At 37.1% G+C, this 12,013-nt stretch carries 8 protein-coding genes; 5 read left to right on the top strand and 3 right to left on the bottom strand.

The annotated features are described in order from the left end of the window. Positions 1 to 53: 53 nt before the first annotated feature. Complete coding sequence (locus ACNC7R_RS18170; RefSeq protein ID WP_417942438.1) at positions 54 to 1,244, bottom strand: pyridoxal phosphate-dependent aminotransferase; 1,191 nt, start codon at positions 1,242 to 1,244, stop codon at positions 54 to 56. A gap of 68 nt (positions 1,245 to 1,312) precedes the next feature. Continuing rightward, the gene (locus ACNC7R_RS18165) at positions 1,313 to 2,410 is read right to left on the bottom strand and encodes a fatty acid desaturase family protein (protein ID WP_417942436.1); all 1,098 of its coding nucleotides are present in this window, start codon (positions 2,408 to 2,410) and stop codon (positions 1,313 to 1,315) included. A 107-nt stretch (positions 2,411 to 2,517) separates the two neighbouring features. Between ACNC7R_RS18165 and rsmG the strand changes: the two genes are divergently transcribed. Beyond that, entirely contained in the window at positions 2,518 to 3,147 is a 630-nt protein-coding gene (gene rsmG / locus ACNC7R_RS18160) for a 16S rRNA (guanine(527)-N(7))-methyltransferase RsmG (RefSeq protein WP_417942435.1), read from the top strand. A 146-nt stretch (positions 3,148 to 3,293) separates the two neighbouring features. Further along, positions 3,294 to 4,709, top strand: coding sequence for an alkaline phosphatase (locus tag ACNC7R_RS18155; RefSeq protein WP_417942434.1), 1,416 nt, complete (start codon positions 3,294 to 3,296; stop codon positions 4,707 to 4,709). A gap of 114 nt (positions 4,710 to 4,823) precedes the next feature. Here ACNC7R_RS18155 and pruA read toward each other — a convergent pair whose 3' ends face one another. Continuing rightward, on the bottom strand, positions 4,824 to 6,452 hold the full coding sequence (gene pruA / locus ACNC7R_RS18150; RefSeq protein ID WP_417942433.1) for an L-glutamate gamma-semialdehyde dehydrogenase: 1,629 nt from the start codon (positions 6,450 to 6,452) through the stop codon (positions 4,824 to 4,826). A 177-nt stretch (positions 6,453 to 6,629) separates the two neighbouring features. Here pruA and ACNC7R_RS18145 point away from each other — a divergent pair, with 177 nt between their 5' ends. The 3 genes from ACNC7R_RS18145 to ACNC7R_RS18135 all read left to right on the top strand — a co-directional run bounded on the left by ACNC7R_RS18145 (position 6,630) and on the right by ACNC7R_RS18135 (position 11,917). Further along, a complete protein-coding gene (locus ACNC7R_RS18145; RefSeq protein WP_417942431.1) occupies positions 6,630 to 7,694 on the top strand; it encodes a ligase-associated DNA damage response exonuclease in 1,065 nt (354 codons plus the stop codon). Further along, positions 7,695 to 9,296, top strand: a complete 1,602-nt coding sequence (locus tag ACNC7R_RS18140; RefSeq protein WP_417942430.1) for an ATP-dependent DNA ligase — start codon at positions 7,695 to 7,697, stop codon at positions 9,294 to 9,296. It begins immediately after the preceding gene. Positions 9,297 to 9,457: 161 nt separating this feature from the next. Then, positions 9,458 to 11,917: a ligase-associated DNA damage response DEXH box helicase gene (locus ACNC7R_RS18135; RefSeq protein ID WP_417942429.1), complete on the top strand. Its 2,460-nt coding sequence runs from the start codon at positions 9,458 to 9,460 to the stop codon at positions 11,915 to 11,917. The last annotated feature ends 96 nt before the right edge of the window (positions 11,918 to 12,013 follow it).

The following is a 12,013-nucleotide window of genomic DNA, read 5'->3' as shown; positions in this document are numbered from 1 at the left end:
AAAAGGGTGCTTTCGAAAGAAAACACCCTTTTGCAATTTTATTTATAATATGTTTATACAGTCAAAGCTTCTTTGATTCTGCGTAATGCTTCTGTTAAAATATCGTTGCTTGTTGCATAAGAGAAACGAATGCAGTTTGGATTTCCGAAAGCATCTCCGGTTACTGTTGCCACGTTTGCTTCTGCTAAAAGATACATTGAAACATCGTTTGCATCTTTAATTTCGTGTCCTTTTAATGTTTTTCCAAAGAAAGAAGAAACATCAGGGAAAACGTAAAATGCACCTTCCGGAACATTGATTTTTACTCCTGGAATCTCTTTTAATAATCCAACTACTAAATCTCTGCGTCCGTGAAAAGCCTGAACCATTTCGTTTAATACACTAGGGTCAGCATCTACTGCAGTAATGGTAGCTCTTTGTGCTACAGAGTTTGCTCCAGACGTTACTTGTCCCTGAATTTTTGTACACGCTTTTGCGATAAATTCCGGAGCACCAATATATCCAATTCTGTATCCTGTCATGGCAAATGCTTTTGCAACACCGTTTACAGTAATTGTTTTTTCTAACATTCCCGGAATTGAACCGATACTACAGAACGTTCCTGAGAAATTGATGTGCTCATAAATTTCATCGGCAACTACGTAAATATTTGGGTGTTTTTCTAAAACTTTTGCAAGCGCTGTTAATTCTTCTCTGCTGTAAACAGATCCTGAAGGATTACAAGGAGAAGAGAACCACATCATTTTTGTTTTTGGTGTGATTGCAGCTTCTAATTGTTCTGGTGTAATTTTGAAATCTGTTTCTACAGAAGTTGGCACTTCAACAGGAACTCCGCCAGAAAGTTTTACGATTTCGAAATAAGAAACCCAGTATGGTGCAGGCAGGATTACCTCGTCACCATCGTTTAACATTACCTGAGCAATGTTGTATAATGATTGTTTTGCTCCGGTTGAAACTACAATTTGAGATGGTTTGTACTCTAGACCATTGTCTCTTTTGAATTTTCTGCAGATAGCTTCTTTTAAGTCCTGATATCCGTCAACAGGAGAATATGTACTGTAATTATCGTCGATTGCTTTTTTTGCAGCTTCTTTAATAAAATCAGGCGTATTGAAATCAGGCTCACCTAAACTTAAACTGATAATGTCTTTTCCTTGTGCTTTTAGCTCACGGGCTAATGCAGCCATCGCTAAAGTCTGCGAAGTAGCTAAATTGTTGATTCTGTCTGAAAGAATATGGTTCATTATAAAAAATTTAATTGCTCTTAATTTGCTGTTTTTTTAAGAGAGGTTATTATTAATAGATTTTAGTTTTATACTGAAAATTCAGGCTTCATTCCTAAGTCGCGTAAATGTTTAAAGTGGGCAATAACAGCACTTCTCATGGTTTTGTATTCGTAATATGGTAAATTACATTCTTTTGCTGTCTCTTTTACTATTTTTGCAATTTTACCATAATGGATGTGGCTGATATGTGGAAAAATATGATGTTCGATCTGGTGGTTTAATCCGCCGGTGTACCAGTTTACAAGTGCATTTTTTGGTGCAAAATTAGTAGTGGTATATAATTGGTGAATGGCCCAGGTATTGTCCATTTCACCTAATTCATTCGGTTCCGGATTCGTTGTATGTTCAACAACATGTGCGAGTTGAAACACAATGCTCAGGATTAATCCTGTTGTATAATGCATTACAAAAAATCCAAGAACAACTTTCCACCATGTAATTCCAATTACGATTGGCAATACAATCCAGATTGATACATAAATGATTTTTGTTATGATTAATGTGGTCCAGAGAATTTTAGGGCTTTTGGGTTCACCATAGGATAATTTTCTTTTCAGATAATTGCGCATTTGCTTAAAATCAGTAGTAATAGCCCAGTTGAAAGTCAGTAAACCGTATAAGAAAACAGAATAATAATGCTGAAAACGGTGAAAACTATGCCATTCAGCGTGTTTTGTAAAACGAATGATTCTTCCTGCATCCAGATCTTCATCATGTCCGGGAATATTGGTATAAGTATGGTGTAAAACGTTGTGCTGAACCTGCCAGTTATACACATTTCCTGCCAAAACATAAATGGTACCGCCCATTAGTTTGTTGATCCAGCCTTTATCAGAGTAAGAACCGTGATTCCCATCGTGCATGACGTTCATTCCAACACCAGCCATTCCGATACCCATTACTATTGATAAAAGAAGCATGAGCCAAAAAGGCATTTCAAGCGTAAGAATTAAAAAGTAGGGAGTTAAAAAAACAGCGAATAGAATAACAGCTTTTAAATGCAGCTTCCAGTTTCCTGTTTTTTGGATATTATTTTCTTTGAAATAATTGTTTACCCGAGAGTTAAGCGTTCTGAAAAACTTCAGATTGTCTTGTCTTGCAAAAGTTGGAGCGGTATTATTCATATTAATTTTAAATAGTTGTCAAAGGTAATTATTATAAATTTTCAATTTGCAAAATTGAGTTAAATATTTCAATCGTAAAGTAGTACTTTTGTTAAAAAATTAGAGCAATGGATGAGATATTGAAATATTTTCCGGATTTGACCGACATTCAAATCGAACAGTTTCGAAAATTAGACTTTTTATATCACGACTGGAATGAAAAAATTAATGTTATTTCAAGAAAAGATATTGATTCGTTATATACAAAACATATTTTACATTCTCTTGGAATTGCGAAAATCATGAAATTTGAACCCGGAGCAACTGTTTTAGATGTTGGAACAGGAGGTGGTTTTCCGGGAATTCCGCTGGCGATTCTTTTTCCTGAAACCCGTTTTTATTTAATTGATGTAATTGCAAAAAAAATAAAGGTGGTTCAGGGAGTGGTAGATGCTTTGGAATTAAAAAATGTAAAAGCAGAGCAAAAACGTGCCGAATTGGTAAAGGGGGATTTCGATTTTATAGTAAGCCGTGCCGTAACCAATATGCCGGATTTCGTTTCATGGATCCATGATAAAATCAAAAAACAGCACAAGCATACTTTAAAAAATGGAATCTTGTATTTAAAAGGAGGAGATTTGACCGAGGAATTAAAAGACTTTCCAAAAGCTACTTTATATGATTTAGCTACAATTTTTGAAGATGAGTTTTTTGAAACCAAAAAGGTAGTGCATTTGCCATTGAAATTTAAACCTTAATTTATTTCTGTAAGAATATAAAGCCGATAACATTTTTTAGTAAAATTGTTGTCGGTTTTTTTATACCTCTAAAGTAATCATAACGCAATGATAATTTGTAACTGAATCAATTTCCCTACCTTTGAAAACGCTTAAATAAAGTTATAATGAATAGAAGGAAGTTCTTTAGAAATGGCTCATTGTTTACGATAGGAGCCGCAATTCTCAATCCGTTTGAGGGTTCTGCAAATGTTTTAGATTTAGACGCTGCAAATAAAAATAAAAAGGCAAAAAATATCATTTTGCTGGTTAGTGACGGTATGAGTACCGGTACACTTAATATGACCGATTTGTTTCTGAACAGAAAAAATGGCAAAGGTTCTAACTGGATACAATTATATAAAGACAACAAGGTTTCAAGAGCTTTGATGGACACCGCTTCTGCGAGTTCCATAGTAACTGATTCTTCTGCTGCAAGTTCTTCTTGGGGAGGCGGTTTTCGTGTCAATAATGGCGTTTTGAACGTGAGTCCACAAGGAGAACCGCATTTACCAATCTGGCAAAAATTTAAAAAAGCCGGGAAAATGGCGGGTTGTGTGACTACAGTTCCTATTACACATGCAACTCCGGCAGGTTTTTGTGTCAACAGTAAAAGCAGAAACGCTCAGGAAGATATTGCTGAACAGTATCTGGAATTAGGTTTTGATATCATGATGGGAGGCGGAGCCAATTATTTCAGTCCAGAATTAAGAAAGGACAAAAAAGATATGTACGCCGCTTATACAGCAAAAGGATATCAGGTTGTAAAAACAAAAGCGGAAATGGAGGCTGCATCAAATTCAAAACCTGTTCTGGGTGTATTTGCAGATGACGGACTTCCGTATTATGTGGACAGAAACAGTGATGAAAAATTAAAAACCACTGTTCCGAGTCTTGCCGAAATGTCCCAAAAAGCAATCGACAGAATGAAAGGGCATAAAAATGGTTTTGTTTTGCAAATTGAAAGTGGAAAGGTTGACTGGGCAGCACATGGTAATGATATTGCAGGTCTGATTAACGATCAGATTGAATTTGATGAAGCGGTAAAAGTTGCCATAGAATTTGCTGAAAAAGACAAAGAAACATTAGTAATTATTACCACAGATCACGGAAATGCTAACCCTGGAATCATTTACGGAAAAAATGCCAATGACAATTTCGACAGTATTCAGAAATATACGCAGACTAACGAATGGATTCTGAATCAGATCAAACCGCAGTCTTCCGTTGCGCAGGTAAAAGAAATTATTGAAAAAGCAAATGGGCACTCAGTTTCAGATGAAGATGCCAAATATGTATTAGGCTACTATGACGGATTACACAAAGAAGATGGATTGTACAATTATAAAAAGCTGCCCTATAAAGCTTTCTCAGAAATGCAGGGAAAAATAAATTCCGTAGGCTGGATCAGTATGGATCACTCTGGAGATTATGTTGAACTGGCTATGTTTGGTCCGGGAAGTGAACTCTTAAAACCTTTCGTAAAAAATACCGACTTACATTATCTAATGTTACAAGCTGCAGAAGTGGAGAATAAATTTTAAGCGTTGGTAATATTTAAAATTCACACAACAAAAAAGTAAGCCGAATCTTGATGAAAAGATTCGGCTTTTTTATATTTAAAAGTCTTTTGAGACTTTTAAACTTCGACTTTAAGACTATTCTCCTAAAAACGGATATCTGTAATCTTCAGGAGTTACAAAAGTTTCTTTGATAGTTCTCGGAGAAACCCAACGTAATAGGTTCAATGCAGAACCTGCTTTGTCGTTCGTTCCTGAAGCTCTTGCACCACCAAAAGGCTGCATTCCAACAACAGCTCCCGTTGGTTTGTCGTTGATGTAGAAGTTACCGGCAGAATTTTGCAATTTTGCAGTAGCTGTTTCAATAGCATAACGATCCTGACTGAAGACAGCTCCGGTTAAAGCGTACTCAGAAGTTGTATCAACCAATTCTAAAGTTTCTTCCCATTTGGCATCTTCATAAATATATAATGTCACAACCGGTCCGAATAATTCGGTTTCCATCGTAGTGTATTTTGGATTTGTAGTTACAATAACCGTTGGCTCTACAAAGTAACCAACAGATTTATCATAATTTCCTCCGATGATAATTTCAGCATCAGCATCTTTTTTGGCCTGATCGATGTAACTCGCTAATTTATCAAAAGAACCCTCATGAATAACCGCAGTAATAAAGTTTCCGAAATCTTCAGGAGACCCCATTTTCATTGATTTCACATCGGTGATTAATTGTTCTTTTACAGCTGGCCATAAACTTTGCGGAATATAAACTCTTGAAGCAGCAGAACATTTTTGCCCCTGGAATTCAAAAGCACCACGAGTAATTCCTGTAACAACTTGTTTTACGTTAGCGCTTGGGTGTGCAATAATAAAATCTTTACCTCCCGTTTCACCAACGATTCTTGGGTAGGTTTTATAATTATGGATGTTTGCTCCAATTTTAGACCAGATATCTTTAAATACATGAGTAGATCCTGTGAAGTGAATCCCTGCAAAATCAAGGCTTGCCAGAACAGTATCCGTAATCATTAAAGCATCACCAAAAACAACGTTGATAACGCCGTCCGGAACTCCCGCTTCTTTGAAAACATCCAAAATGATTTTGGTTGAAAACACCTGACTGTCGCTTGGTTTCCAAACCACAACGTTACCCATCATCGCAGCACTTGCAGGAAGATTGGCAGCAATTGCTGTAAAGTTAAATGGAGTGATAGCATAAACAAAACCTTCAAGAGGTCTGTACTCTAAACGGTTCCAGGTTGTTGAGTCTGATTTTGGCTGATCTGTGTAAATCTGAGTCATGAATTCTACGTTGTAACGTAAAAAGTCAATCAATTCACAAGAAGCATCAATTTCTGCCTGATGGATATTTTTAGACTGCCCAATCATAGTGGCAGCGTTGATACGTGCTCTGTATGGACCTGCAATTAATTCAGCTGCTTTTAAGAAAATAGCTGCACGTTGTTCCCATGCCATATTCGCCCAGGCGCTTCTTGATTCAAGTGCATTGGCGATTGCTTTTTCTATATGTTGTTTTTCAGCCAGATGATATTTTCCAACCACGTGTTGGTGATCATGAGGAGCAGTAATATTTCTAGTGTTTCCGGTTCTGATTTCTTCGCTTCCAATATATAATGGAACGTCAATTTGAGAATTCCACATGGTAGCATATGCTGCCTGTACAGCGGCTCTTTCCGGTGAGTTTGGTGCGTATCCTTTTACCGGCTCGTTTACCGCTTTAGGGACATTAAAAAATCCTTTTAACATGGGATAAGATATTTTAAAATTACGAATTGTTTAATTTTAGGCAAAAGTACAAAGGTTATTTTGATTATATCACAATACAATATTAAAATGTTGTAATTTAATAAACTAATTACGTCAAGCTATAAAACGAATGTTTGTATAAAAGTTTAAATTTGAGTGACTTCAATTTACAGGACTATGAAAATTCCACTTCTGGCTTTTAACGATAAAGGAATTTACTGCCAACAGGCAGATGTCTATCTTGATCCATGGCGTCCGGTAAAGAATGCTATTATCACACACGGTCACGCAGATCACGCCCGGTGGGGACATCAAAATTATATTACACATCATACTAATGTGCCCATCATTCGTCATCGTTTGGGTGAAATAAAGGTTACCGGAAAAGAGTGGGGAGAAACTTTCGTAATCAACAATGTGAAATTCTCCTTGCATCCTGCCGGACATATTATTGGAAGTTCCCAAATTCGGGTAGAACACAAAGGCGAAGTCTGGGTTTTTACAGGTGATTATAAAACCGAAGACGACGGAATTTCAGTTCCGTATGAAGTGGTAAAATGCCACACTTTTATCACCGAATGTACTTTTGGATTACCAGCATTCAACTGGACACCACAGGCAGAAGTAATTACCGATATCAACAATTGGTGGTCAGAAAATAAGGCCGAAGGAAAAACATCCATCCTTTTTGGATATTCTTTAGGGAAAGCACAAAGGATTCTAAAATATTTAGATACCGATATTGGAAAAATATACACACACGGAGCTATTGAAAATATGACCAATGTGCTGCGTACTATGGCTGATTTTCCGCCTACCGAATTAATAACAAGAGAAACTAAAAAAGAAGACCTTTTGGGTAATATTATCCTTGCCCCGCCAAGTGCTCATGGAAGTATCTGGATTAGAAAAATGACTCCTTTTGTAACAGGGGCAGCAAGTGGCTGGATGGCTTTTCGCGGAGCAAGACGACGACGTGCGATTGACAAAGGTTTTGTTCTAAGTGATCATTGCGATTGGTATTCGCTTTTGGATAGCATCAAAGCCACCGGAGCAGAAAAAATAATCTGTACACATGGTTACACCGATATTTTCTCTAAATATTTAAGGGAATTGGGTTACGATGCCAGAACCGAAAAAACACAATACGAAGGTGAATCCGCAGAAATGGAAAAGGATGAAAAGGAAGTGGTTTTTGAACAAAATGAAACTTCGGGGATTTCTGAAAATAAGGAATTGTAGATGAAAAATTTCGCCCAACTTATAAAAACGCTCGACAGTTCGAATAAAACGAACATAAAAGTTGATGCAATGACGACCTATTTTAAAAATGCGTCGCCGGAAGATAAGGTATGGACAATTGCGATTTTGTCACATCGTCGTCCGCCAAGACCTGTCAATACTACTTTATTAAGGATTTGGGCAAATGAACTAGCGAATATTCCGCTATGGCTTTTTGAGGAAAGTTATCATATTGTGGGTGATTTGGCCGAAACCATCGCTTTGATTATTCCGACAACCAAAGGACATTCCGACAAAAGTTTAACCGAATATCTTCAGGAGATTATTGCCTTAAAAAACAAATCAGATTCGGAAAAAAAAGAATATTTACAAGAGAACTGGCTCGCGCTGAATTATTATGAACGCTTTGTTTTTACCAAATTAATTACCGGAAGTTTGCGAATCGGCGTCAGCCAGAAATTAATGACTAGAGCGTTGTCGAAAGCAGAAGATGTTGATGAAGATGCTCTGGCTTATAAACTGATGGGAAATTGGGATCCGAATACCATTACGTTTCAGGAATTGATTTTAGATGAAAAAAGCTCAGATTATTTATCAAAACCCTATCCTTTTTATCTGGCTTATCCAATTGAAGGAGAAGTCGATAGTCTTGGAAATCCTGAAGACTGGTCAATTGAACACAAATGGGACGGAATCCGCTCACAAACAATTATTAGGGACAATGAGCTTTATATCTGGTCAAGAGGCGAGGAGCTGGTTACCAATAAATATCCGGAGTTACAGTCATTTCTTGGTTTTATTCCAGATGGGACAGTCATTGATGCAGAAATTCTGGTTTTTACAAATGGTGAAATTGGAACCTTTAATGATCTGCAAACGCGAATCGGAAGGAAAACTATATCAGCAAGCTTGCTTGAAAAAGTGCCTGTAATTTTAAAAGCGTATGATATTTTAGAATGGGAAGGTCAGGATATTCGAAATTTACCTTATTCAGAACGAAGATTATTATTAGAGCAATTATACAATTCTATTAAAGATAAAACGCCTCATTTTCAATTGTCAGAAAGAGTATTGTTCCATTCCTGGGAAGAGGTAACAACAGAAAGAATGCGTGCCCGCGAAATGAAAAGCGAAGGTTTAATGATAAAACGAAATGACTCACCGTATCAGGTTGGAAGAAAAAAAGGCGATTGGTGGAAATGGAAAATAGAACCTTTGGTAATCGATGCTGTTTTAACCTATGCGATGAGAGGCCACGGAAGAAGGTCTAATTTATTTACAGATTATACGTTTGCGCTTTGGCAAACTAACGATAATGGCGAAAAAGAATTAGTAACCTTTGCTAAAGCCTATTCCGGCTTAACCGATGCCGAGTTTAGAAAGGTGGATGATTTTATAAAGAAAAACACTTTGGAGCGTTTTGGTCCCGTACGAAGTGTGACGCCGCAATTGGTTTTCGAAATTGGCTTTGAAGGAATCGCATTATCCAAAAGACACAAAAGCGGAGTAGCAACAAGGTTTCCAAGAATTTTGAGATGGAGACAGGATAAGAAAATAGAAGATGCCAATTCAATTGAAGATCTTAAAAGTATGATTTCATAAGTTTCAATACGTAGAAACATAGCTTGAAATGTGTATAAAACAAAGAATATAAAAGAAACCAGTTTCATACATAGCTAATGTTTTTTGATGCAAGTGAAACACCTTTATACGTTTCAAAAGCTATGTTTCTATGTGTTAGAATTAAGTCAAAACGATTATAAATGAATAGAGACGAACTATACGCAATTGCAGACAACTGGTTTCACGCTCAGAGCTGGAAAGCTTTTCCTTTTCAGACCCAGACCTGGACTGCTTTTCTGCAAGGCAAAAACGGATTATTGAACGCTCCAACCGGAAGCGGAAAAACCTATGCCTTATGGTTTCCAATAGTTCTCGATTACATGAAGAAAAATCCGGATTATAAAACGAAACATAAGCCCGGATTAAAGGCCATTTGGATTACCCCTTTGCGGGCGCTTTCTGTTGAAATTAAGCAGTCTGCGGATAGAATTGTTGAAGATTTAGATTTACCAATAACAGTTGGAATCCGTTCAGGGGATACAACGCAAAGTGAGAGAAATAAGCAAAGTAAAAAAATGCCTGATTTGCTGGTTACAACTCCTGAAAGTCTGCAATTACTATTGGCTTCAAAAGAGTTTTCAAAAACTTTCGCTAATTGTTCAGCAATTGTAGTGGATGAATGGCACGAATTATTAGGAACAAAACGAGGCGTTCAAATGGAACTGGCTTTGTCCCGATTAAAAACGGTTGCTCCTAAAATGCGTATTTGGGGAATATCGGCGACAATAGGAAATCTGGAACTGGCACAACAGGTATTGTTAGGTGTAAATTCAGAAGCTTATCAAAATTCGGTTTTGATTAAAGCACACATCAATAAAAAAATAAAAGTACTCTCGATATTGCCCGATAAAATGGACAGTTATCCATGGCGTGGTCACATGGGATTACATTTAATCGATGAGGTAGCGAAAATAGTCCGGAAAAGCAAAACCACTTTAATTTTCACAAACGTTCGTTCCGCCTGCGAAATGTGGTTTCAGGCCATACTCGAAAAATACCCTGAATTCGCCGGAGATATGGCAATGCATCACGGAAGCATCAGCAGGGAAACACGGTTATGGGTTGAAAATGCAATCAGAAATGAAGAATTAAAAGTAGTAGTTTGTACGTCAAGTCTCGATTTAGGAGTCGATTTTGCTCCGGTTGAAACCATTATTCAGGTGGGAGGTCCAAAAGGTGTTGCTCGATTTTTACAACGAGCAGGACGAAGTGGTCACCAACCCGGAAAAGAAAGTGTCATCTACTTCCTTGCTACACACGCCATCGAACTGATTGAAGCTTCAGCTCTTAAAAAAGCGGTTGACAAAACTATTGTCGAAGACCGAATTCCCTACTTGAATAGTTGGGATGTTTTGGTGCAATACCTGAATACGTTGGCCGTTTCAGATGGATTTTTTCCCGACCAAATTTTGGAAGAAGTCCGGAAAACCTTCTGTTATCAAAATATAACGAAAGAAAACTGGACCTGGATTTTGAATTTCATTACAAACGGAAGCCAGAGTTTACAAGCCTATGATGAATTCAAAAAAGTAGAAATTGAAGAAGACGGCCGTTATAAAATCAACAGCCGACTGATTGCCATGCACCACAGAATCCAGATAGGAACTATTGTTGGAGATGCGTCATTAAATGTCAAGTTTTTAAGTGGCGGTTATATTGGGAGTATTGAAGAATGGTTTGCCTCAAAACTACAGCCGGGAGATGTTTTTACCTTTGCGGGAAAACGTTTGGAATTATTTCGTGTAAAAAATATGCAGGTTTTGGTTCGAAAGGCTGATCCCAAAAAAGAGTCACGAATTGTAAGCTGGATGGGAGGGCGTATGGCATTATCTGTCCAGATGAGCGAATTGCTTCGGGAAGAATTATACGCTGCCAATAGCGAGAATCTGACCCCTGAATTAAAAGCTCTGCAGCCTATCTTTGCAAGACAGCGAAAGGAAAGTATTGTGCCAGGTGATGATGAATTCTTAATTGAAACCTTTAAAACCAGAGAAGGGTATCATGCTGTTTTTTATCTTTTCGAAGGTCGTTTTGTGCATGAAGCTTTAGCCAGTATTTTATCCTATCGCATTAGTTTATTGTCTCCAATTACTTTTTCTTTGGCTTATAATGATTATGGGTTTGAATTACTCTCCGATCAGGAAATTGATATACAGTCGGTTTTTGATAATAATTTTTTTTCAACCGAATATGTTCACCATGATTTGCAGAAGAGCCTTAATTTAACAGAAATGGCTCGCAGAAAATTCAGGGATATTGCCGTAATTGCAGGACTTGTTTTTACCGGAATGCCCGGAAGACCTGTTAAAACAAAACATTTGCAAAGTGGATCACAATTACTTTTTGAAGTGTTCAGGGATTATGAACCCGATAATTTATTACTTCAGCAGGCTTATACTGAGACTTTTGAACATCAGTTGGAAGAAGGACGTTTAATTCAGGCTTTGGAAAGAGTGAATAAGCAAACCATTGTCTGGAAACAATGCAAAAAGCCAACACCATTTAGTTTTCCAATCATTACAGACCGATTGAGGGAAAAATTATCAAGCGAAACATTAGAAGAAAGAATCAAAAAAATGACAGCCAGTTACATGAAATAATTTTGAGAAAATATCAAAGGTTATTATTTATATCATCCTGTTGAAAGTATACTGACGATATTTTTGCAGGTAAAATTTGATAATTGTAAAGTTTAA

Source organism: Flavobacterium adiutor (genome assembly GCF_048282555.1).
Lineage (GTDB): Bacteria > Bacteroidota > Bacteroidia > Flavobacteriales > Flavobacteriaceae > Flavobacterium.
This window is presented reverse-complemented; position numbering and strand designations above follow the sequence as displayed.

What these genes read in the sequence shown, in the direction of transcription:
- ACNC7R_RS18155 (WP_417942434.1), top strand. Translation starts at nt 3,294, where the DNA reads ATGAATAGAAGGAAGTTCTTTAGAAATGGCTCATTGTTTACGATAGGA.
- ACNC7R_RS18165 (WP_417942436.1), bottom strand. Translation starts at nt 2,410, where the DNA reads ATGAATAATACCGCTCCAACTTTTGCAAGACAAGACAATCTGAAGTTT.
- pruA (WP_417942433.1), bottom strand. Translation starts at nt 6,452, where the DNA reads ATGTTAAAAGGATTTTTTAATGTCCCTAAAGCGGTAAACGAGCCGGTA.
- ACNC7R_RS18170 (WP_417942438.1), bottom strand. Translation starts at nt 1,244, where the DNA reads ATGAACCATATTCTTTCAGACAGAATCAACAATTTAGCTACTTCGCAG.
- ACNC7R_RS18140 (WP_417942430.1), top strand. Translation starts at nt 7,695, where the DNA reads ATGAAAAATTTCGCCCAACTTATAAAAACGCTCGACAGTTCGAATAAA.
- ACNC7R_RS18145 (WP_417942431.1), top strand. Translation starts at nt 6,630, where the DNA reads ATGAAAATTCCACTTCTGGCTTTTAACGATAAAGGAATTTACTGCCAA.
- ACNC7R_RS18135 (WP_417942429.1), top strand. Translation starts at nt 9,458, where the DNA reads ATGAATAGAGACGAACTATACGCAATTGCAGACAACTGGTTTCACGCT.
- rsmG (WP_417942435.1), top strand. Translation starts at nt 2,518, where the DNA reads ATGGATGAGATATTGAAATATTTTCCGGATTTGACCGACATTCAAATC.